Origin of the sequence: Brevibacterium permense (assembly GCF_025506275.1) — a bacterium.
GTDB classification, from domain to species: Bacteria; Actinomycetota; Actinomycetes; order Actinomycetales; family Brevibacteriaceae; genus Brevibacterium; species Brevibacterium permense_A.
Map to the genome: position 1 here is coordinate 76,197 of NZ_QYCP01000083.1, position 21,617 is coordinate 97,813.

The window sequence follows — 21,617 nt, forward strand, 5'->3', positions numbered from 1 at the left end:
GCTGTGGATGATTCTACGCGCTGCGGCTGAGCCTTTCATCCACATCCGGGCGCGGTCTTCGTCTCAGCCGAGCCTGCGCAGGGCGGCCGCAACGGCTTCGGTGTCGTCGATCTCGGTGATGACATCGGCATGGCAGAGCAGGAACCGGCTGAGCCAATCCACTGAATGCACGAGCAGGCGGATGCGTACGCTCGTGTCACCGCCGTCGAGGTACTCGCGATTCGTCACGTCGAGTTCATCTGCCAGCCATGCTCCCGCGGCCGCGAGACCGAGGGTGACTTCGTAAGAGCTCGTCGTCGACTCACTGACCGACATCGGCGGATGCGCTGCCGGTTCCCAGGAACGGATGCGCCCTAGGGCGAAGCGGCGGGGTGCACCGGCCGAGTAGCACCAGGCATCGACGTACCAGTCAGCACCGGGTACGAGCCGGGTCGGGGCGATGGTCCGGGTCGTGAGTTCGTCGCGGGAGCCGACGTAGTAGTCGATGCTCATCGCCGTGCCTTCTTCGACAGCCTGTCGCAGTGCGGTCAGCAGCTCTTCGTCGGCATCGATGGGGCTGACATCGACGGCGGTGCGCAGGTTCTCTCCTGCCGCTGCACGCAGTTTGGATGCTGCTGTGGCCACGGCTTCGGAATCGAGCCCGGGCAGGGACGAGAGCATGTCGAGCGCGAGCACGAGGACGCCGGCTTCCTCGGCGCTGAGCCGCACGGGCACGGAGACCTCTTCGGCGTTGGAGATGAAGATCTGCCCGCCTTCCCAGGACGCGTCGATGAGATCATCGGGCATATGTCCGGGTCGACCTGTGACGAAGAGCAGCTGCAGATCGTCGATGAGGGTGTCGGAGTCGATGCCGAAATAGGCGGCGGTCTCTTCGAGGTCCGCTCCCGGATGCGCATCGAGGTAGGGCACGAGACTGAGCAGCCGGGTGAGGCGTTCACGCGCTGAGGACACTGGTGCCTCCCAAGCGGTTGAGCGAGTCCCGAATCGTTTCGCGTCGGCGGTCGACTGCACGCACGAGGTCGGGCGGATCGACCACGTCGACGGCGTCCCCGAAGCCGACTATCTCAGCGGCGAGGCCCTCGACATCGGAATATCCGATGATCACGTCGTCTCCGTCGCTGCGGATCTGTCGACGGCGCAGCGGATCGGCCCGTTGGGCACGGATCCGCAGCGTCGCCTCGGCGACGACGGCCATCTCGGAACTCGACTGCAGGGCCAGCTGCGGGGAGAAGTCCTCGGGAATCTCATAGTCGCCGGGTTCACGGCCGCTGAGCTTCGCGATCCCTCCCTCCACACGGGAGAGCCGGAAAGTGCGGCGAGCTTCGCGATCGAGGTCGAAGCCGAAGAGGTAGACGCGGTCACCGCGGCTGAGCAGGGCATAGGGTTCCAGACGCACTTTCCTCACGCTCTGGCCGGGTTTGTGGTAGCGGAAGCCGACGGCTTCGCGGGCGTTGATGTGGTGGAGGGCTGTGGCGAAGTTCGCGCTCGCAAGCCGGTGCGCGGCGGTGCCCGGGTCGACGCTTCCCGGCCCGGCGGCGGACTGGCCGAGGTCGATGCCGAGAGCACGCAGCTTCGTCAGCGCCTGAGCCGAGGACTCCCCGAGTTCGGTCTCCGACCAGAACGCGGCGGCCACGGTCACGGCAGCCACCTCGGCGGGGGTGAGATCGACGTCGCCCATCGCATAGTCGGCGGTCGAGATCCGATACCCCGTCTCCCCCACATCACCGTAGGCATCGTGTTCGGCCCGGGTTGCGATGGTGATGCCCATGTGCCGCAGCAGCTCTTTGTCGCGAGAGAATTTGCGATCGAAGGCGACCTCGTCGAGTCCGGAATAGCCGTCGATGGCGCTCATCAGCGTTTTGCGCGACACCCAGCCGCGGGAAGCGCGCAGGGCGATCAGCAGATTCATCAGACGTTCGGTCTGCTGTCTCTGTCTGCTGGTGCGGGGTGTATTCACGATTCCACCGTAACCTAAGCCGGGCGATAGTCTTGGGACCATGATTCATTGGCGCAAAGGAATCGTCGCAGCGATTCGGTCCACCCGGCCAGGATACACAGAGGTCGAGGTCGAACTGGACGAGGCCGTGCCCGGCACCGATGTGAGATCCATCCGAGCGGTCGCCTACACCGATGCCGTCGGGCAACCGCAGAACCAGGACACCGTCATCGTCAATGTCTCGGCTCTTGCGAAGCGCCTGGGCACCGGTGGCTTCGGTCTCATCGTCGCCCTACCCGATGCGCTGCCGGCAGATCCCCCGGACGGCCCCGGTCATCTGGTCAAGGACCGCTATTCGCCGTTGCAGACGATGGTCCTCGGTGTCGACGATCAGGAGTCGCAGCATCATTCCACCCTGGCCGAGGCGGACAGCCTCGGTGGCATGCCGGTGGTCGTGGCCGATCTGCATTCGGCTCTGCCCGCGGTGCTCGCCGGCATCCGCGCCGTCGCCCCGTCGTCGTCAGTGGCCTATGTGCTCAGTGATGGTGCGGCTCTGCCGGCCCCGTTCTCTCAGGCCGTCGCCGGGCTCAAGGACGCCGGCTGGCTTAAGGGCGTGATCAGCACAGGCCAGGCTTGGGGCGGAGATCTCGAAGCGGTGACCATCCACACGGGACTGCTCGCGGCCAAGCACGTGATGGGTGCCGATATCACCATCGTCGCTCAGGGCCCTGGGAATCTGGGCACCGGCACGAAGTACGGCTATTCGGGGCTGGTCACCGGAGAGCACCTCAATGCCGCGGCACTGCTCGGCGGGCATCCGATCGGTCTGCTGCGGATGTCGAACGCCGATGCCCGCGGCCGCCATTTCGGAATCTCCCATCATTCGCTGACGCCCTTGAGTGAGATCGCACGACCGGGGACGACCGTACCGGTGCCCGATTTCTCCACCCTCGCCGAGGCGGAACGAGCCGAGATGGACCCGGATCCCGGTGTCGTCGCCGAGACCGTGGCCGAGCAGCTGCTTCGACTCCAGATGCATGATCTCGTCGACATCGATCTGACGGGGCTGTGGGAAGCCCTGCGCACTTCACCTGTGCGCCTGTCGACGATGGGAAGGAAGCTGCCCGCCGATGCGGCGTCGTTCCTCGCAGCAGCCGCCGCTGGACGCTGCGCCGCCGGGTTCGTCCGCCGCTGACCGCGTCGAACACAGGTCAGCGCCTGATCTCCGCAGTATCCCCCACCCCGTCCGGGAAGACAGATGTGGCCGAGTTCCGAAGAACCCGGCCACAGTCGTCTCAGGCAGGATCAGCGTGTGCTGATGATCTGGCTGATTCTCAGCGCACGTTCTCGAGGTCGCAGACGAAGATCAGCGACTCTCCGGGCTGGATGACTCCGCCCGCGCCCTGATCGCCGTACGCCAGGTGCGGTGGGATCTGCAGGGTGCGGCGTCCACCGACCTTCATGCCCTGGATGCCCTGGTCCCAGCCGGAGATGACCATTCCGGATCCGAGACGGAACTCCAGCGGGGTGCCGCGGTTGTACGAGGCGTCGAATTCCTCGCCCGTGGAATGGGCGACTCCGACGTAGTGCACGCTCACGGTGTCGCCGGGTCCCGCCTCGGCGCCGGTGCCGATCACATCATCGGTGATGATGAGCTCGGTCGGGGCGTCTCCGCCGGGGAAATCGACTTCGGGCTTCTGCTTGCTCATGTGTTCCTCCTGGTGTCGGGTCTGTTGAGATATCGGACGTTCTCAGCCCTGGGCCGAGAGGATGTCGACGACGAAGATCAGGGTCGCATCACCTGGGATGGACGGTTCGCTGCCCTGTTTGCCATACCCCTTGTCCGGCGGGACGACGAGGACGACCTGGTCGCCGACCTTCTTGCCGACGAGTCCCTCGTTCCAGCCGTCGATGACCTGAGCCTCGCCGACCGGGGCGACGACGAAGGGTTGTCCGTCCTTCTTCCAGTTCGAGTCGAAGGTCTTCGATGTGTCGTCCCAGAGCCAGCCGGAGTACTTCACGGCGACGCTCTGGCCCTTCTTGACCTCGTCGCCTCTGCCTTCGATCGTCGTGTACGACTCGAGCTCGGTCGGCTTCTTGCCCTTCGGCTTCGAGATCGATGGGGCACCGTCGTCGGCCCACTTCACGGTCACGGGGTTGTCCGACTGATCGGCTTTCTTCCCCTCGGCGCGAGTCAGCGGCTTCTTCGTGTCCTCGATGTCGATGACGTAGACGAGCGTCTGTGACGCCTCCCCCTGCTGGGCGCTGCCGTTGAGCGACATCATCACGCGGGAACCGACCTTGACGTCGATGAGCGCGTTGTAGAGGTCTTCGGAGATCTGGGACTTGTCCATGGGGAATCCGGCGGCGGAGTCCGAATCGTAGCTGGATTCGACGGTCTTGCCGGTCGTCCCGGAGACCAGCGTCATCTGTGCCGTGACCTGCTCGCCGTCGGCGACTTTGTCGCCGGTGCCCTCTTTGAGCACCTTCTTCTCGGTCTTGTCCATGACCAGCGGTGCTTCGAAGCTGACCTTAGGTTTCTTCCCCATCTTGCCGTCGACGGTGATGTCGTCGAGGCTGGTCGACTTCGCGTCCTGAGCGGCCACCGACGGCGGAGGCGTGGTCGAGTCCTCTGACTCATCACCCTGCCCGCAGGCCGAGAGCAGCAACAGGCCCGCCGCGATGGCGCTGAGCACTTTGGTGCGCACTGGTTTCCTTTCGTCACGCCGAGGCCGCGCCCGGGTAGGGGCTCGACCGAATCACAGGGCGATCTTACAGGCCCGCGATGAGTGTTTCCGCCTGCGGGTGAGTCGTGGCGAACGGGTCCTTGAGTGCGACTGCTCGTCCGGATTCGTCGTTGAAGCGCAGGTGCACCCAGTCGACGGTGTAGTCGCGACGGGCCGCATGGGCTGCGCGGACGAATTCGCCGCGGATCGCCGCCCGTGTGCTCGCAGGCGGTACGTCCTTCGCTCGTTCGGCCGCCTCGGCGGGGACGAGGCTCTTCGCCATCCCGGCGGCCTCGAGCTTGGGAAACAGGCCCGTCGCGGGCGTGATGTCGTGGAAGGCGATGTCGAGGCGGTGGATGCGCGCATCGGCGATATCCGTGATTCCGCGCTGCATCGACCGTTCGATGAGCGTGCGTTTCATCACCCAGTCGATCTCCGTGTCCACGGTCGAGAAGTCCTTCGATTCGACGGCGGTGAGCATCCGCGACCACAGGTCGATGACGTAGTGGGCCAGATCATCATCGCCGAGGCTGTGCTCCCCGGACTCCACGATCCGCTGCGCCCGGTCCCGGTAGTCGCCGAGCAGTCCCAGCGGAGTCGTCGTGGTTCCGTCGGTGCGTTCGAGCACGACCCGTCCCGTGAGATCACGGGCGACGAGCCTGATATCGCGCACCGGGTGGCGCAGCCCGTTCTCCGGGATCCGTGCGCCCTGTTCGATGAGGTCGAGCATGAGAACTGCGGATCCGATCTTCAGCGCCGAGGTGGCCGTCGACATAGAGGAATCACCGACGATGACGTGCAGCCGTCGGTACTTCTCCGCATCGGCGTGCGGTTCGTCGCGGGCGTTGATGATCGGACGCGACCGTGTCGTCGCCGATGACAGCCCTTCCCACATGACGTCGGACCGCGCGGAGAGGCCGAACATCATCTCCGAGCGGTCGGCTTCCTCGTCGGGGGTGAAGGCCGAACGGCGTGGAATCACGGCTCCGGCTCCGACGAGCAGCTGCCGCGAGACGAGGAAGGGCAGCAGGACCGTGGTCAGCCGGTTGAAGTCGAGGGTGCGGCGGATGAGGAAGTTCTCGTGGGACCCGTACGAGTTGCCTGCCGCGTCCGTATTGTTCTTGACCATGTGAACGCGTCCGCCGATGCCGTCGGCCTCGAGGGCGGCCTGTGCTCTGTCCAGCAGGTCGATCATCAGGCCTTCGCCGGCTCGGTCCTGGGCGAGCAGGTCGCCTAAGTCATCGCATTCGGCGGTCGCATACTCCGGGTGGGATCCGACGTCGAGGTAGAGGCGCGACCCGTTGGGCAGGAACACGTTCGACGACCGACCCCATTCGACGACGGGACGGAAGAGATATCGGGCGATCTCCTCGGGGCCGATGCGACGTCCGTCGGGGTCGACGGTGTGGGCGAGTCCGTATTCGGTTTCGAGCCCGTAGATGCGTGCCATTCAGTCCTCCCGCAGTGCGCTCATCGCCGCGTCGTCGAGGCGGCGGAAGGTCCGCTGCTTCGTCGTCGTGCGGTCGAGAACGGCTGCCTCGAGTGCGTCGGTGGCCAGGATCGCCTGGGTCGCGGCTCCCAATGCGGTCACACCGTGGTTGAATACTTCGCGCAGAGTCATCTGCGAGGTGCGCACCCCGGCCAAGGAGGCCGTGATCGCATCGGCCTGACCGCCGATGGCCACATGTTCGGTCTCGTCGATGACGGATCCGTCATAGCTGAGCCGGTAGAGCTGGTCGGTCTCCGGTGTGAGTCCGAGTTCGGCGACGACGAGTTCGACTTCGAAGGGCTTCGACTCGGTGGTGAAGACGCCGGCCAGCGTCTGTGCGTACGCGTTCGTCAGTCCGCGAGCGGTGACGTCGGAGCGGTCGTAGGAGTATCCGCGCAGGTCGGCATAGCGGACGCCGGCCTGACGCAGGGTTTCGAACTCGTTGTACTTGCCGACCGCGGCGAAGCCGATGCGGTCGTAGATCTCAGCGATCTTGTGCAGCGTCGGTGACGGGTTCTCCGCCAGCAGCAGGATGCCTGCATCGAAGCGCATGACGACGACGGATCGGCCGCGGGCGATGCCCTTGCGGGCGAAGTCGCCCCGGTCCTTCATCAGCTGTTCGGGTGAGACGTAGAACGGTGCCTGACTCATCGACGATCCTTTCGCTGTAGCGGTGCCGCAGTCATCACCGGGCGGTGGCCGTGCGGCGGGCGACGACCTCGGTGGCGGTGTCCAAGACGGTGGCCGAATCGACCTCGGTGATCCCGTTCTCGAGGTCGACGGTGAAGATCGTCGGAGCGATCTGCCGGACGAAATCCGGTCCGCCTGTCGCCGAGTCGTCGTCTGAGGCGTCGAAGAGGGCTTCGACGGCAACGGAGATCGCCGAGGCGGTGTCGAGGTCGGCCCGCCACAGCTTCTTCAGCGCCCCGCGGGCGAAACCGGAACCGGAGCCGATGGAATGGAATCGGTGCTCTTCGTACTTTCCGCCGGTGACATCGAAGCTGAAGATCTGGCCGTGCGGTCTGGATTCGTCGACTCCGGCGAACAGCGGGACGACGGTGAGTCCCTGCATTGCCAGGCCGAGGTTTCCGCGCAGCATCGCAGCCAAGCGGTTGGCTTTGCCGTTGAGCGAGAGACGGGCGCCTTCGATCTTCTCGTAGTGTTCGAGTTCGAGTTGGAAGAGCCGGATGAGGTCGAGTGCGACCCCGGCAGCGCCGGCGATGCCGATGACGGAGTAGTCGTCGGCGGCTTTGACCTTCTCCATCGAGTGCGAGGCGATGAGGTTGCCGATCGTCGCTCTCCGGTCACCGGCCATGAGGATGCCCGAGGCGGTGCGGAAGCAGATGATCGTCGTGCCTTCCGGCGACTGTTCGGCCAGATCCCGCACACTGGGGTGCGGAAGCGCTTCGGGCGCCAAGGAGCGGGCGAGTTCGACGAACGAGTTGCTCGTCGAACTCAAGAATGCAGGAGGGAATCCTGCCATCTCATTGGCCGCCCTTCTGCACGAAGTTCTTGACGAACTCCTCCGCGTTCGACTCGAGCACACCGTCGATCTCGTCGAGGATGGAATCGACGTTCTGAGTGTTGATCTGTCCCTGCACGGCCTCCGGCGGATCGACGGGGGCGTCTCCCCCACCGGACGATTTGTCTCTCTGGACCTGTTCCTGCGAGCTCATCTCACACTCCTTCAGTCGTTCTTCGAACTCAGTCTATCCACTCCGAGTGCCTTCAGCAGGCCCTCGGCGGTCTCGATTCCCTCCACCCGATCGGCAAGCAGCTCACGGGTGCCTTTGAGCGGTTCGTGCATGGGCAGACGCACCACACCCAGGGCTCCCGCGTTGACCACGAGCGAGTCCCAGCTGGCGGCGACCAGATCCTCGCCGAGGCGGCTGACCGCCACGGACCGCAGGAACGCGCGGGTCCCGTCGGGTGCGTTGACCACGGCGGCTTCGACCTCGGCGTCGGTGGTCATCCGACAGATGCGGCCGGCACGTTCGAGCTTATGGAACAGCCCCTTCTCCGGTCGCACATCGTGGTACTGGACGTCGATGAGGGCCAACTTCGGATGGTCCCAGTCGATTCCCTCACGAGAACGGTAGCTCTCGAGCAGCACCCATTTGGCGACCCAGTCGATGGAGTCGGCCAGGGTCTTCGGATCGGTCGAGAGCCCATCGAGGAATCGGCGCCATTCGGCGAGCACCTCGGCGGTTTCGGCATCCTCGGCATCGGCGTGTTCGAGGCACGCGGAGTAGAAAGCTTCTTGAATCTCCAATGCCGTTGTCGTCGTACCGTCGCTCAGCGCCAGCGGAGCGCTGAGGTTGAGGTCGTGGCTGACGTCCCACAGCGACTGCAGGGCATCGGCGAGTTCGATCTGCGGAGCCAGCCCGGCCTCGATGAGTCCGAGGACGAGGGAGGTCGAACCGAAGCGGACGAACGTCGCAGGCTCCGCCAGGGTCGCGTCGCCGATGATCACGTGCAGCCGACGGTATTTCGCGGGATCGGCATGTGGTTCGTCCCGGGTGTTGACGATGGGACGGCGCAGGGTGGTCTCGAGCCCCACTTCGGCTTCGAAGAAGTCGGCGCGGGACGAGATCTGGAAACCCTTGTCCTCGCCTTGGCGGCCGATGCCGACCCGTCCGGATCCGCACAGGATCTGCCGGGTGACGAAGAACGGGACGAGGCCCGCGACGATGTCATCGAAGTCCGTCGACCGGTCGACGAGGTAGTTCTCATGGGTTCCGTAGGAGGCTCCCTTGGAGTCCGTGTTGTTCTTGTACAGATTGACCGGTTCGGCGCTCTTCTCGAGGGTCCGCACCGATTCGAGGGCGACGAGGTCGCCGGCCCGGTCGAAGGTGACGATATCGCGTGGAGTGAGGACTTCCGGGGACGAGTACTCGGGGTGAGCGTGGTCGACGTAGTAGCGGGCGCCGTTCTCCGTGACGACGTTCGCCAGGTACTGGGCTTCGACGTCGTCCTGCGGTATATGGGTCAGCTGCGAGGAGTCGGCGTCGGCGATGTTCATGAAGAAGCCGCGGGCGTCGGCCAATGGAGACTCGGTGGCGAAGTCCCAGAAGTTCTGGGACGACTTCAGTCCGCGCGGTCCGGCATACGCGTCGACGACACGCGCCGAGTCCCGCATCGGGTTCGCTCGCGGATTGCCCGGCTGGCTGAGGCCGAACTCCGTCTCGGCTCCCATGACGCGCCTGACTCTGAGCATCTGATTCTCCTCCAAGGTCTAGACTCGGGGACGTGGCAACGAAGAAATCTCATCTCCCCATCGCATTGATCGTCGACCTCATCCTCGTGGTTCTGTTCACGATCGTCGGTCATTACACACATTCTCACAATTTCGATCCGCAGGGGCTGATGACCACAGCATGGCCGTTCGTCGCAGCCCTCGTCATCGCCTGGCTGCTCACGGCCGTCTGGGATCGGCCGATCGCTCCGCTGGCCACGGGAACCGGGGTCTGGGCGATCACCGTCCTCGTAGGACTCGTCCTGCGCGGGGTCACCGGAGCCGGCGGCGATCCGGGGTCGGTGCCGGTGAGCTTCATGATCGTCGCGACGTCGCTCAACTTCATCACTCTGGTCGGTTGGCGTCTCATCGCCACGGCCGTCTCCGGGGGTTCGGGCCGCCGCAAGCGCAGCCGGTGAGCATCTTCCGCTTCGGCCCTGTGCACGGCCGGCAACGAGACGAGCCCGCCGCTTCCGTCAGCTGACGGAGGCGGCGGGCTCGTCGTTCTTCACGGAACCGGACCCTTCTCAGACGAGGTCCGAGTTGGGCCGCACCTCGGCGATGTCGGTCTCGTACGGCACTGTCGGGGCTCCCCTGGTCGTGTCGAGGTGCATCATCCGCAGATGAGTGACCCTTTCGCCCTTGCGCCCGGAGATCCGTGCCCATTCGTCGGGGTTCGTCGTGTTCGGCAGGTCTTCGTGTTCGCTGAACTCTTCGGCGATCGCATCCTCGAAGTGGCCGGGGCGCAAGCCGCGCTCGCCGGTGTCGAGCAGCGATTTGATCGCCGCCTTCTTCGCACGGTCGACGATGTTGTGGATCATCGCACCGGAGGCGAAGGCTGAGAAGTGGAGGACTTCCTTCGACCCGTCGGCGTAGCTGACCTCGACGAATTCATTCTCCGGAGTCTCTGCGAACATCCGTTCCACACAGCTGTCGATGAGTGCCGAGACCGCCTCGGCGGGGGTGTCGTGGCCGGCGAGCACGCTCGAGTGCAGGGGCAGCTCCGCGGTGAGGTACTTCTCGAAGATGTCTCGGGCCGCTTCGGCGTCGGGGCGTTCGATGCGGATCTTCACATCAAGCCGGCCGGGGCGCAGGATCGCGGGGTCGATGAGATCTTCACGGTTCGACGCACCGATGACGATGACGTTGTCGAGCTGTTCGACTCCGTCGATCTCGGTGAGCAGCTGCGGCACGATCGTCGTCTCCACGTCCGATGACTTGCCGGTGCCGCGGGTGCGGAACAGTGATTCCATCTCGTCGAAGAACACCACCACGGGGAACCCTGCCGAAGCCTTCTCCCGTGCCCGGGCGAAGATCAGGCGCAGCTGACGTTCGGTCTCGCCGACGTACTTATCGAGCAGCTCCGGACCTTTGATGTTGAGGAAGTAGGTCTTGCTCGTGCGCACCTTTCCGGTGCGGTCGGCCAGGGAGTTCGCCACGGCCTTCGCGATGAGCGTCTTTCCGCAGCCGGGAGGGCCGTAGAGCAGGATGCCCTTGGGCGGTTTGAGTCCGTGTTCGGTGTAGAGCTCGGGATGTTCGAAGGGCAGTTCGACGGCATCCTTGATCTGTTCGATCTGGTCGGCCAGTCCGCCGATGTCCTGGTAGGTGATGTCGGGGACTTCTTCGAGCAGCAGCGAGGAGACCTCGGGCTTCTCGACGACCTGCAGCGCGTAATGAGTCCGGGTGTCGACGACGACGGCATCGCCGACGCGCAGTCCCGCGTCGACTAGGCCGGCTGCGAGGGTGAAGACCTGCTCGTCATCGCCGGGAGCTCCGACGAGGATGCGCTGGGAGTCGACGAACTCACGGACGTTGACGACCGATCCCACGGGTGGGAACTCGCCGGTGCCGATGATGACGAGGCCTTCGGACAGGAGCACATCGGCACCGGCTCGCAGCGTCTCGGGTTCGACTTCGGGGGCGACGGCCACGCGCATGCGTCGTCCGCCGACGATGACATCGGCGGTCACTGCGTTCTCGCCGAGCGCGATGAGTGTGCCCCAGTTGTTCGGCGGCTCGGTCAGGCGCCGAGCCTCTTCCTTGATCCGGTTCAGCTCATCACGGGCCGTGCGCAGAGTCTTCGACAGTGCTTCATTGCGTTTGCCCGCTGTGTAGAGCTGCTGGCGCAGGGACGCGGTGTCCTCGCGCAGCTTCTTCACCTCGGTCGTGGTCTCTGTCATCGATCCTCCTTCGGCCCTGTGCTGTTGCTGGTCGGGCTGTCTGTGACATCTGTGGGCAGCGCATCTGCGGAGTCGTCAGGCTCGGTGCGCAGGCGTCTGCCGGCCTCTCGCATCACACGGCGCAGCTTCTTGCCGTGCGCTGTGCGGGTGCCGATCGCCGCCTCGGTGACTTCGGGCTCCGTCCACGCCGCCACATCCTCCGCGGCCGCGGTGGCTCCCTGAGGACGTTTCTTCTTCTCCAGCGGACTGATGCCGTCGGCCATTCGGCGGGCCATGATGAGGAACCCGGTGTGGGCGATCATCCGGTGGTCCGGCCGGACGGCGAGTCCGTCGACGTGCCAGCCGCGGACCATGGCCTCCATGGACTCGGGTTCGGCGAACTTGCCGGAAGTGCGCAGGGCTTCGACGAAGCGTGAGAGCTGCGGAACGGTGGCGACATACGCGATGACGATTCCACCGGGTGTCAGGGCTTCGCTGACGGCCTCAAGTGTGTTCCAGGGGGTGAGCATGTCGAGGACGACGCGGTCGACGCTGCCGGGCCCGAAGGTCTGCGGCAGAGTATCGGCAAGGTCGCCCACGGTGACGGACCAGTTGTCCGGTTCGCCGTCGAAGAAGTCGGCGATGTTTCCGGTCGCGATCGTGGCGAATTCCTCACGCAGTTCGAACGAGTGCACGGATCCGTTCGGTCCCACGGCGCGCAGCAGCGCCATCGATAGGGCTCCGGATCCGACGCCGGCTTCGACCACGGTGGCGCCGGGGAAGATATCGCCGAGGGTGACGATGAGTCCCGAATCCTTCGGGTAGACGACTGCGGCGCCGCGGGGCATGGAGAGCACGAAGTCCTCGTAGCGCGGACGGAAGACCTGGAAGTCGACTCCCCCGGTGTTCGCGACGATGATTCCTTCTGTGCGCCCGATGATGTCGTCGTGGCTGATGAGGCCCTTGTTCGTGTGGAAGTGCTCACCCGGCGCGAGCACGAAGGTGTGCATCCGCCCCTTGGGGTCGGTGAGTTGGACCTTCTCTCCGCGGCTCAGAACGCGCGGGGGCCGGGAATGCAGTGGCTGAGTCATGATGAGTCCACTCTACGCTGGTGAGGATTGCCTCACACAACCGGCTCAGGCTGCTAAGAGTTCGTCGAAGAATTCCTGCAGGTCGATGACTCCGACCAGGGTGCTGCCGTCCATGACCAGGCTGAACTGCGCCTTAGGACGGTGGGTGAGCGATTCGAGCAGGTGCGGGGCCGTGATGTCCTTCGGCACTCCGATCCACCCGGCCAGAGGGCGGGCGACCTCGCCGGCGGGAACGGCTTCGAGGGTTTCTGCGAGACGACCGGCTGCGGCGTGCCGGTCGACGAGACCGTACGGCAGCCCCTTCTGGTCGAGGACGACGATGAGGGTGCGTTCCTTAGCGTTCCCGAGCGTGTTCGCATAGTCGAGGGTGTCGGCAAGGTCGGCGTCCCAGGTGGCGGCGATCGCGGGCTGGATGACCTGGGAGAGGTCGTAGGTCTCCATCTTCCGGGCCCTCTTGGCGTGGGTGGCGGCATCTCCGGCGGAGAACCACAGCATGATCGCAATGAGCGACATCCAGGCCACGGTCAGCGGATCGGGTCGATCGCCGCGGAGCAGCGGGGTGATGACCGACCAGCCGATGAAGCCGACGGCGATGATCCGGCCGACCCAGCTGGCCACGATCGTGCCGAGGAACTGCGAACCGGTGATGCGCCACATGATCGCCTGCAGCGCCCAGCCGCCATCGAGTGGAATGCCCGGCAGCAGGTTGATAGCACCGAGAGCGACATTGGCGAAGGTGACGGCGATGAGCAGCAGCCACGGCACCGAGGTAGGACTCGCCGCACTGAGACACCACCACCCCAGCAGGGCGAGAACGATGTTGACGATGGGGCCGACGATGGAGATGACGAAGCTCGTCATCGCCGCTTTGTCGCGCGGGTTGTCCATCTGCGGTTCGAAGCGGGTGAACCCGCCCCAGATGTTCAGCTCGATCGCGGCGACCTTCTGCCCGTAGAACTGGCCGGCGACTCCGTGCGCGAGTTCGTGGAGGAACACGGAGGCGAAGAGGAGGACAGCGTAGGCGAAGGCGACGAACCAGGCCCCGATGCCCAGATCCGGTCGGACCTGGTTGAGCCACGGGGTGAAGAGGATGGTGATCACGATGGCGGCGAGGAACCACGACCATGCCAGAATCACCGGAGCGCCGAGGACGGTGCCCAGGCGCAGACCCGATGACGCACCGGGGTGGTGGTTTTTCGCGGCCATTGAAGGGGTTCCTCCGGTCGATGTCGTGGTCAGCGGACCACTGAGGGTCGGTTACTCAGCCTAACAGCGACGACGCACTCATCGCTGGTCGCCACGTCGTGTCCGTGCAGGTCGTTACAGTGGAGTTATGGCCGAGCTCACCAGTCTGTCGCCCTCCCGGGCCAATGACTTCATCCAATGTCCTCTGAAGTTCCGCTTCCGCAGCATCGACAAGCTGCCGGAGCCGCCTTCTCAGGCGGCGTTCCGCGGCACTGTGGTCCATTCGGTACTCGAGAAGCTGTTCACCGCGCCGGCGGCCGAGCGCACGGCGGAGCTCGCACAGACGATGCTCATGCCGGCGTGGGAGGAGCTTGTCGAGAAGGACCCGGATGTGCTCGAGATCTTCGAGGGCGAATCGGAGAAGGAGACGTTCTTCACATCGGCGCGTCGGCTCATCGATTCCTACTTCGTGCTCGAGTACCCCGAGCATCTCGAACCGGAGGAGACGGAGAAGTTCGTCCGCACCACACTGGACAACGGTCTCGAGCTGCGCGGGTTCATCGACCGCGTCGACGTCGCCCCGGGTGGGGAGCGGCGCCTCGTCGACTACAAGACGGGCAAGCAGCCGAAACCTCAGTACGGACGAGAAGCCAAGTTCCAGATGGGCTTCTACGCTCTCGTCGTCTACCGGCTCTCGGGCGAGCTCGTCCACACCCTGCAGCTGATGTACCTGGGTTCGCGCAGCGTACTGAAGTCTCATCCGACGATGGCGGAGGTCGAACAGACCCAGTTCGAGATCGATGCCATCTGGAAGGACATCATCGCCTCGGCCGAGTCGGACCGCTGGCGGCCGAAGAAGTCACCGCTGTGCAATTGGTGCACGTTCAAGCCGCTGTGCCCGGCGTGGGGCAACACCGCTCCCCCGACTCCGGAGATCACGAAAATCGTGGGAACGTAGAGCTCAGGCGCTCTGCTGCGCACGGAGGCGTCGCAGATCGGCGACACTGCGGCCTTCGAGACTGTTCCACAGGATCCGCCCCGGACGAGGTTCGAGGTCGATGAAATGTGGGATTCCGATCGCAATGGTGCCGGCCGTCTCGGCGCTGGCCAGACCCGGCTTCGAATCCTCCAGTGCCACACAGTCGGCCGGGTCGAGGTCGAGCAGCGCAGCACCCCGCAGATAGGGCTCGGGATCCGGTTTGCCGACGGTCACCTCATCGCCGGAGACGAGACCGGCGAAGCTGTCGGGCGGACAATTGGCGATGACCGCCTCGGCCAAGGGCCGGTACGACATCGTGACCATGACGTTCGGGATGCCTTCGGTCTTGAGTTCGGCCAGCAGCTCCAGCGCACCGGGGCGGAAGGGCACGGATTCTCGGATCTGTCCGATGACGCTGTCCATCAGGGTCTCGACGATCTCCTCGGCGGGAAGGTCGAGGCCGGCCTCACGCATCATTCGGGCGGAGACGATGAGCTCGTTGCCGACGAATTCGAGCCCCTGCTCTTCCGACCAGGACAGCCCATGGGCGTTCATGAGCTCGGTCTCGGCGCGGATCCAATACGGCTCGGTGTCGACGAGCGTTCCGTCCATGTCCCACAGGACGGCGGCAGGGTCGGCTGATGCATGGTTCGTCATACGCCCAGCGTAGTCTGGAACCATGAGTATTCTTCCATCCGGGTCCGGGGCACTCGTCTTCATCGCCTTCGAAGGTCAGGATGCCGATGCTTCCGAAGCAGCGAGCTCACTGGTCAAGGATCTCATCGAAGTCTGGCACCTGGACGACTCCGAGATCCTCGACACCGATGGGTTCTACGAATTCCGCTTCTCCGAACCCGAGATCATCCGCGACGAGGACGGGACGGCGTCGATCGCCTGGCCGGGTGTCGCGGTCCATCGAGGTCTCCTCGGCGAGCAGCCGATCACGGTCATCCACGGTCACGAACCGGGATTGAAATGGCGGGAGTTCCTCTCCCTCGTCCTCGCTCACGTCGGTGACGACGATACCGTCATCCTCCTCGGCGGTCTCCATGCCGAGGTTCCGCACACACGTCCGCTGCCGATAGTGGCCAATACGGAGGACGCAGAGCTTGCATCCGAGCTCGGCATCGACGCCAACGGCTATGAGGGTCCCATCGGCATTCTGGGTCTCCTCAGCGTCGCCTGCCGGTGGCGCGGGGTCCGCGCCATCAACCTGTGGGTGGGAGTGCCGGACTATCTGGCCGAGTCGCCGTCGCCGAAAGCCGAACTCGCGTTGGCGAAGGCCGTCGAACGCTATGTCGGCATCGAAATCGACATCCACGTGCTCGAAGAGGAGAGCCGGGCATGGGAGCTCGGCGCCGACGAACTCGTCTCCTTCAACCCGCGTCTGGCAGAACTCGTCCAAGCACTGGAGAAACAGAACGATTCGACGGAGCTTCCCGAAGCCAGCGGGGACGCCATCGCGGCCGAGTTCGAACGCTATCTGCGCAAACGCGGCCGCGATAAATGAATCACCGACTCCCGGCGGTCAGGCGGTGAACGCCGGTCGACAGCGGTCGATCGATGTCAGTCGAGCAGGCGGATGCCGAGGAGGGCGTCGACGGCGTCGGCGACTCGGTCGCCGGTGATCGCTGCTGTCTCCGAGGGTTCGGAGTCCGCATAATGTTCGGCCCATTCGTCGAGGATCCCCAGAGCCCGCGGGCTGTCGAGGTCATCGGTGAGTGCTTCGCGCAGCACCCCGATGATGTGCTCACGCAGACCCTGGCGACATTCTGATTCGCATTTGGCCGCATGCTTCCATGCCTGCAGGCGTGCTTCGGCGATGGACAGCTGCTCCTCGGTGAAGCTCCAGTCGCTGCGGTAGTGGTTGGACAGGATCACGGTGCGGATGGCCATGGGGTCGACTCCGCGCTCGCGCAGCTTCGAGACGAGGACGAGGTTGCCCTTGGACTTGCTCATCTTCTCGCCGTCGAGGCCCACCATACCGGTGTGCATATAGGTCTTCGCCATCGGTGTGTCCCGCCAGGCAGCCGCATGGGCTGCGCTCATCTCATGGTGAGGGAAGATGAGGTCGCTGCCGCCTCCCTGCACGTCGACGGGGAAGCCGAGATACCGATCGGCGATGACTGTGCATTCGACATGCCAGCCCGGTCGTCCCCGGCCCAGCGTGCCTCCGTCCCAGGACGGTTCGCCTTCGCGTTCGGCCCGCCACAGCAGCGGATCGATGGGGTTCTTCTTGCCCGGAGTCTCGGGGTCTCCGCCGCGTTCGGCCGAGAGCGCTGCCATGGTCTCGGCGTCATCATGGCTGACTGTGCCGAACGGTGGGGTGATCTGCGTCGACACACGGTAGTAGACGTCACCGCTGTCGAGAGTGTAGGCGGCCCCCTTGTCCACGAGATCGCGGACGCCGGCGGCTATCTCGTCGACGGATTCGACGACGCCGATGAAGTTCGCCGGCGGGATCACCCGCAGGGCTTCCATATCCTCTCGGAAGAGATCGATCTGCGACGAAGCGAGGTCGCGCCAGTCGACTCCCGTTGCGTCGGCCCTCTCCAGCAGAGGATCGTCGACGTCAGTGGTGTTCTGTGCGTACTCGACTTCGAGTCCCGCATCGCGCCAGATCCGGTTGAGCAGGTCGAAGGCCACATAGGTGGAGGCGTGCCCGAGGTGCGTCGCATCGTAAGGGGTGATGCCGCAGACATAGAGCCGAGCGGTCTGTTTCGATCCACGCAGTCTGCGCGGGCTGCGTGTGCTCGTATCAAAAACCGTAGGCACCTTGCCGGTGCTGGTCAGACGGGGCAGTTGAGGTTCGGGCCATGACTTCACGGCACCCAGCCTAACCGAGAGGCAGGCGTTCGGCACTTCCGAGGCGAAGTGATGCCGGTTTCATATCGGCGGCCAGGGTATGACGGTGCGATCGTCCGGTGCGTCGGGGAAGAACTCGGCGGCGAGAAGCCGGTTGGCCCGGTCCTTCAGAGCCTCGATCTCGTCTGCCGACAGGCAGTCGCTCAGCTGCGTCCGCAGCCTCTCGTCCATGGTGGCGACTTCCTGAAGCGCATCGATCTCTTCGGCGCAGAACGATGTGCGAGAGAAACCCCACAGAACGGTGCGCAGCTTCTCCTCATTGTGGAACGTCAGTCCGTTGTCGATGCCGAATACGCCGATGTCGGCCGCGGCGGTGCTCGGCAGACAGCTGCCGGTGATGACATGACCTGCTTTGCGGTCGGCGTTGTTGGCGAGCAGGTCGAAGAAGGCGATGGAACGCAGGCCCTCGTCGACGGAGTGCGAGAGCACGAGGTCACGTCCGTCCTCGGTGCGCAGAGCGAAGATCGGAGTGTGATCGACGGGAATCCCTGTGACCGTCGACAGCGTCACCGCTTCGCCATCGTCGGAGGCTTCGACATAGGCCTGCAGGGATCCGCGGCCGGCGGGCAGATCATCGCGCAGAACCGTCGGTGGAACGACCCCCAAGTCGAGTGCGGCGGAGAGTCGATACGCCGCCACCTCGCGCAGAGCCAGTGTCTGTGCCGGGAAATCGTGCAGGGGCCGTTCGCCTGAGATGGGCTTGTAGACGGCCTTGATAGCCCGGCCCTCGTGTTCGAGCACGAGCAGTCGGGTGTCGTTGCTGGCGCGAGGGATCGATCCCATCTCCGTCCAATCCCCCGCGGCCAGCGCGTCGAGGAGAATCCCGTGGTCCATCACTGATCAGGCGCCCGGGATCCCGTTGGCACGGGGGCATAGATGGCCGTCGGGTTCGAGCGGGAGGGAGCAGAACGGGCAGTCTCCGCGTCCGGCGCTGACGACCTGTTCTCCGCGGCGGGCGAATTCTCGGGCGGCGGCTGCGTCGAGGACGATGCGCAGGACTTCGCGTTCGACTTCGTCGTCATCGGGGTCGGCAGAGGTTCCGGCCTGGGCGTCCGCCTCTGTGAGTTCGAAGCATTCGATGACGAGTTCGTGCTTGACGGTGTCCCACCCCAGGCTCATCGTGCCGACGCGGAACTCCGGTTCGATGGGGACGTTGAGACCGGCGTTGTCGATGAGATCGTCGAGCGCCGTCTGCGGCACCCGTGCGGCCGGATCCTTGATCATCACCATGTCGAGCAGTTCGGTGATCCGGTCGGAGAGGATTTCGACCTGCTCCTTCTCGACGACCACGGTCGTCAGCGCGTTGCCGGACTTCGCCTGGAGGAGGAACGTCCTCTCACCGGGGAGTCCGATTGTGCCGACGACGAAACGATCGGGTGTGGGGTGGTCGTACAGAGCTGCCATGTCTTCAGCCTAGTTCAAAGACTTACATGTCGGTCCGGCCTGGGATACATTTGAGTCATGAGCACTGATCCTCGTGAGGCCCTGGACGCATTCCTCGAAGCAGTGAGAGAGCATTACGCTGCATCCGCGCACCGCAACGGTGACCAAGACCCCCGAGTCGAAGCCGCTTATATGGCTTTGGCCGATGCCTTCGAAATCTACGAAGACGCGATCTACACCGCGTTCGACGAAGTGACCCCATTCGAACTCTTCGATGATGTCGAGGATGCCAAGGACGATGACGAGTTCCTCCTCGACGATGACGACGAGGACGACTGAGAGCTTCGTGCGCTGACCACTTCGCGGAGGTTTCCGTGAAAAGCGTGGCACAATTGCGCCTTGTTGCCGTGACGGCATATGCCCCGCCTGCGACATCAGTGAAGCCGATTGAGATCAGAGCAGCGAGCGCGTTTCCGGATTGTCCTGTACAGACGTCAATGAGAATCCCGAGCAAGCCGAGGCTTGACGAGATCGCGCCCATCGCCACCGCGGCCGTAGCCATCCTCGAGGTACCTGCAACTTGCAGAACGCGGCCCCTGCGAACCAGACCGCCACTGCCGCAGTCCCGAAGAGCAGCGCGGCGATGTTCAATGGTCGATCATTCGCCCGGGGAGGAGTCACTTCTGTCGTCCGCCTCATCATGCAACCTGTCCCCCCTCTGAAATTCGCCCTAGACCGACGGACTCCATGAGATCTGGTCGAGCACCTCGGCGATCTCATCTGCCAGTTCGACCTCGCTGGCGGTGACCTCGGCCAACTGTGCCGAAGTGCGCGGCGAGACCAGAGTGCTCGCGATTCCGTGCTGCCGGTTGAAGGCCAGGGCGATGTCCAATGTTGACACGCCCAGAGCGGTCGCGGCACGACGGACGCCGGCAAGCACGCGGTTCGATCGCTCATCGAGGTAGGCACCGGCGTAATCGCTCAGCTCCCCCGCCAATCGCGAATCCTGAGGAGTCGCGTTCCGGTACTTGTCGGTGAGCACTCCGCGACCCAGTCCTGCTCCGGCGATGAGTGAGACTCCCGCATAGTCGGCGGCCGGAACGAGCTCTGCCTCGGCCTCGCGGTTGAGCAGCGAGTATTCTGCGACGGCACACGCGACCGGAATCCCGGCCCCGCGCATCTCCGCCAGCTGCCAACCGGTGTGGTGGGACACGCCCACGTAGCGGATCTTCCCGAGAGTGAGCAGGGTCTCGACCGCCGATGCGGTCTCGGCACGGTCGACCTCGGCATCGAAGACGTCGAGGACGAGCACGTCGAGGTGGTCGCGACCGACTGTGCGCAGCAGGGAATCGACTTGGCTGAGGATCCTGGAGCGTCCGAGTCCGGCCTCGATGTGGCCGGGTTCACTTATGGACACGCCCACCCGGGCCAGCAGCAGAATCTCTTCGGGAAGTCTCAGCCGTCCGAGCACCTCGGCAGAGATCGTGGCCGAGCTGGGCAGCTCGATGAGGTTGCCACCTGCGTCTTTGTACCCATCGACAAGGCGCTGGGCGACCTGGTCATCGACCCGGTGCCCCCACTCGAAGGTCCCGAGACCCACATCGCTGACGTCCAGACCGGTAGTGCCGAGGCGTTGGTGCTTCATGCTTCTTGAGGTTACCCGATGCTGCGACTACCGTGGTTTCGTTCCCACCTCATATTCTCAAGGAGTCGTATGTACGACTGGCTGGTCGCTGCCGTGCTCGGAATCGTGCAGGCACTCACCGAGTTCCTCCCGATCTCCTCCTCGGCGCATGTGCGCATCGTCGGCGAACTCATGCTGCCCGGTTCGGATCCGGGCGCGTTCTTCACCGCCATCATCCAGATCGGCACCGAGGCGGCCGTCGTCGTCTACTTCTGGCGCGATATCGTCACAATCATCTCGAAATGGTGCAAGGCACTCGTCGGCAAGCATGATCGCAAGGACCCCGAGGTGCGCCTCGGTTGGCTCATCATCGTCGGCTCGATCCCCATCGTCATCATCGGCCTGCTCTTCCAGGACTACATCGAGGGTGCTCTGCGCAGCCTGTGGATCACCGCGACGATGCTCATCGTATTCGGTCTCATCATCGGCATCGCCGACTGGGCCGGGAAACGCGAACGCACCCTCGAGGACATGAACTGGGGTCAGGGCATTCTGTTCGGCTTCGCCCAGGCGCTCGCTGTCATTCCCGGCGTGTCACGCTCGGGCGGCACGATCATGGCCGGCCGTTTCATGGGCTTCGATCGTCCAGCGGCGGCTCGCTACTCGTTCCTGCTCGCCATTCCCGCCGTCGTAGGTTCCGGTCTCTACGGTGTGGCGCAGACGCTCGGTCGCAGTGAAGCCATGGTTCTCGGTTGGGGACCGACGTTCCTCGCCACAGTGATTTCGTTCGCTCTCGGTCTCGTCGTCATCCACTGGTTTCTCAAGTACGTGGAGACGAAGTCCTTCGCCATCTTCGTCTGGTATCGCGTGGCCCTGGGCATCGTCCTCTACATCCTGCTCGGCACCGGAGTCCTCGCAGCAGTCTGAGCCGGCGCATTTCATTTC

The 21,617-nt window shown here is 64.6% G+C and carries 23 protein-coding genes; 6 read left to right on the forward strand and 17 right to left on the reverse strand.

Translation table 11 applies throughout. From position 1 onward, the window contains the following. Positions 1-63 precede the first annotated feature (63 nt). Positions 64-951: a WYL domain-containing protein gene (locus D3I60_RS19155; protein ID WP_262775533.1), complete on the reverse strand. Its 888-nt coding sequence runs from the start codon at positions 949-951 to the stop codon at positions 64-66. Next, a complete protein-coding gene (locus D3I60_RS07655; protein WP_262775534.1) occupies positions 935-1,957 on the reverse strand; it encodes a helix-turn-helix transcriptional regulator in 1,023 nt (340 codons plus the stop codon). Before D3I60_RS07655 ends, D3I60_RS19155 begins: the two co-directional genes overlap by 17 nt. A gap of 40 nt (positions 1,958-1,997) precedes the next feature. Between D3I60_RS07655 and D3I60_RS07660 the strand changes: the two genes are divergently transcribed. Beyond that, complete coding sequence (locus D3I60_RS07660) at positions 1,998-3,131, forward strand: DUF3866 family protein (RefSeq protein WP_262775535.1); 1,134 nt, start codon at positions 1,998-2,000, stop codon at positions 3,129-3,131. A 139-nt stretch (positions 3,132-3,270) separates the two neighbouring features. Here D3I60_RS07660 and D3I60_RS07665 read toward each other — a convergent pair whose 3' ends face one another. The 7 genes from D3I60_RS07665 to dop form a co-directional block, all read right to left on the reverse strand. After that, positions 3,271-3,645, reverse strand: coding sequence for an FKBP-type peptidyl-prolyl cis-trans isomerase (locus D3I60_RS07665; protein ID WP_025778366.1), 375 nt, complete (start codon positions 3,643-3,645; stop codon positions 3,271-3,273). A gap of 42 nt (positions 3,646-3,687) precedes the next feature. Then, positions 3,688-4,644, reverse strand: a complete 957-nt coding sequence (locus D3I60_RS07670) for an FKBP-type peptidyl-prolyl cis-trans isomerase (RefSeq protein WP_262775536.1) — start codon at positions 4,642-4,644, stop codon at positions 3,688-3,690. Between the two features lie 64 nt (positions 4,645-4,708). Continuing rightward, complete coding sequence (pafA, locus tag D3I60_RS07675; RefSeq protein ID WP_262775537.1) at positions 4,709-6,112, reverse strand: Pup--protein ligase; 1,404 nt, start codon at positions 6,110-6,112, stop codon at positions 4,709-4,711. Continuing rightward, positions 6,113-6,802 (reverse strand): proteasome subunit alpha, encoded by a 690-nt coding sequence (prcA, locus tag D3I60_RS07680; RefSeq protein ID WP_262775538.1) that lies wholly within the window; start codon positions 6,800-6,802, stop codon positions 6,113-6,115. 34 nt (positions 6,803-6,836) lie between these two features. Beyond that, positions 6,837-7,634 (reverse strand): proteasome subunit beta, encoded by a 798-nt coding sequence (gene prcB / locus D3I60_RS07685; protein WP_262775539.1) that lies wholly within the window; start codon positions 7,632-7,634, stop codon positions 6,837-6,839. A gap of 1 nt (position 7,635) precedes the next feature. Then, positions 7,636-7,827: a ubiquitin-like protein Pup gene (locus D3I60_RS07690; protein WP_025778371.1), complete on the reverse strand. Its 192-nt coding sequence runs from the start codon at positions 7,825-7,827 to the stop codon at positions 7,636-7,638. A gap of 11 nt (positions 7,828-7,838) precedes the next feature. After that, positions 7,839-9,368, reverse strand: coding sequence for a depupylase/deamidase Dop (dop, locus tag D3I60_RS07695; protein WP_262775540.1), 1,530 nt, complete (start codon positions 9,366-9,368; stop codon positions 7,839-7,841). Positions 9,369-9,400: 32 nt separating this feature from the next. Here dop and D3I60_RS07700 point away from each other — a divergent pair, with 32 nt between their 5' ends. Then, the gene (locus D3I60_RS07700) at positions 9,401-9,805 is read left to right on the forward strand and encodes a DUF3054 domain-containing protein (RefSeq protein ID WP_262775541.1); all 405 of its coding nucleotides are present in this window, start codon (positions 9,401-9,403) and stop codon (positions 9,803-9,805) included. A 108-nt stretch (positions 9,806-9,913) separates the two neighbouring features. On the opposite strand, the gene arc is transcribed toward D3I60_RS07700, so the two are convergent. Genes arc through D3I60_RS07715 form a run of 3 tightly spaced genes read right to left on the reverse strand, consistent with a single transcriptional unit; the run spans position 9,914 to position 13,842 of the window. Beyond that, positions 9,914-11,566, reverse strand: a complete 1,653-nt coding sequence (arc, locus tag D3I60_RS07705; RefSeq protein ID WP_262775542.1) for a proteasome ATPase — start codon at positions 11,564-11,566, stop codon at positions 9,914-9,916. Continuing rightward, a complete protein-coding gene (locus tag D3I60_RS07710; protein ID WP_262775543.1) occupies positions 11,563-12,636 on the reverse strand; it encodes a tRNA (adenine-N1)-methyltransferase in 1,074 nt (357 codons plus the stop codon). Before D3I60_RS07710 ends, arc begins: the two co-directional genes overlap by 4 nt. 45 nt (positions 12,637-12,681) lie before the next feature. Then, positions 12,682-13,842 (reverse strand): site-2 protease family protein, encoded by a 1,161-nt coding sequence (locus tag D3I60_RS07715; RefSeq protein WP_262775544.1) that lies wholly within the window; start codon positions 13,840-13,842, stop codon positions 12,682-12,684. A 127-nt stretch (positions 13,843-13,969) separates the two neighbouring features. Here D3I60_RS07715 and D3I60_RS07720 point away from each other — a divergent pair, with 127 nt between their 5' ends. Further along, on the forward strand, positions 13,970-14,779 hold the full coding sequence (locus D3I60_RS07720) for a RecB family exonuclease (protein ID WP_262775545.1): 810 nt from the start codon (positions 13,970-13,972) through the stop codon (positions 14,777-14,779). Between the two features lie 3 nt (positions 14,780-14,782). On the opposite strand, the gene D3I60_RS07725 is transcribed toward D3I60_RS07720, so the two are convergent. Then, positions 14,783-15,457, reverse strand: a complete 675-nt coding sequence (locus D3I60_RS07725; RefSeq protein WP_262775546.1) for an HAD family hydrolase — start codon at positions 15,455-15,457, stop codon at positions 14,783-14,785. Positions 15,458-15,479: 22 nt separating this feature from the next. On the opposite strand from D3I60_RS07725, the gene D3I60_RS07730 reads away from it, so the two are divergent. Next, positions 15,480-16,310 carry a proteasome assembly chaperone family protein gene (locus D3I60_RS07730; RefSeq protein ID WP_262775547.1) on the forward strand — a complete coding sequence of 277 codons (831 nt, stop codon included), beginning with the start codon at positions 15,480-15,482 and terminating at the stop codon, positions 16,308-16,310. 56 nt (positions 16,311-16,366) lie between these two features. Here D3I60_RS07730 and mshC read toward each other — a convergent pair whose 3' ends face one another. From mshC to D3I60_RS07745, 3 genes are read right to left on the reverse strand one after another with little or no spacing between them, the layout of a single operon-like run. Further along, positions 16,367-17,626 (reverse strand): cysteine--1-D-myo-inosityl 2-amino-2-deoxy-alpha-D-glucopyranoside ligase, encoded by a 1,260-nt coding sequence (gene mshC, locus D3I60_RS07735; protein ID WP_262775548.1) that lies wholly within the window; start codon positions 17,624-17,626, stop codon positions 16,367-16,369. A 60-nt stretch (positions 17,627-17,686) separates the two neighbouring features. Continuing rightward, entirely contained in the window at positions 17,687-18,499 is an 813-nt protein-coding gene (locus D3I60_RS07740; protein WP_262775549.1) for an SCO1664 family protein, read from the reverse strand. Between the two features lie 6 nt (positions 18,500-18,505). Then, on the reverse strand, positions 18,506-19,069 hold the full coding sequence (locus D3I60_RS07745) for a DUF3090 family protein (protein ID WP_262775550.1): 564 nt from the start codon (positions 19,067-19,069) through the stop codon (positions 18,506-18,508). Positions 19,070-19,126: 57 nt separating this feature from the next. Between D3I60_RS07745 and D3I60_RS07750 the strand changes: the two genes are divergently transcribed. After that, positions 19,127-19,387 carry a hypothetical protein gene (locus tag D3I60_RS07750; protein ID WP_025778383.1) on the forward strand — a complete coding sequence of 87 codons (261 nt, stop codon included), beginning with the start codon at positions 19,127-19,129 and terminating at the stop codon, positions 19,385-19,387. Positions 19,388-19,778: 391 nt separating this feature from the next. On the opposite strand, the gene D3I60_RS07755 is transcribed toward D3I60_RS07750, so the two are convergent. Beyond that, positions 19,779-20,693 (reverse strand): aldo/keto reductase, encoded by a 915-nt coding sequence (locus D3I60_RS07755; RefSeq protein ID WP_262775551.1) that lies wholly within the window; start codon positions 20,691-20,693, stop codon positions 19,779-19,781. Between the two features lie 69 nt (positions 20,694-20,762). Between D3I60_RS07755 and D3I60_RS07760 the strand changes: the two genes are divergently transcribed. Then, positions 20,763-21,599 carry an undecaprenyl-diphosphate phosphatase gene (locus tag D3I60_RS07760; RefSeq protein ID WP_262775552.1) on the forward strand — a complete coding sequence of 279 codons (837 nt, stop codon included), beginning with the start codon at positions 20,763-20,765 and terminating at the stop codon, positions 21,597-21,599. Positions 21,600-21,617 lie beyond the last annotated feature (18 nt).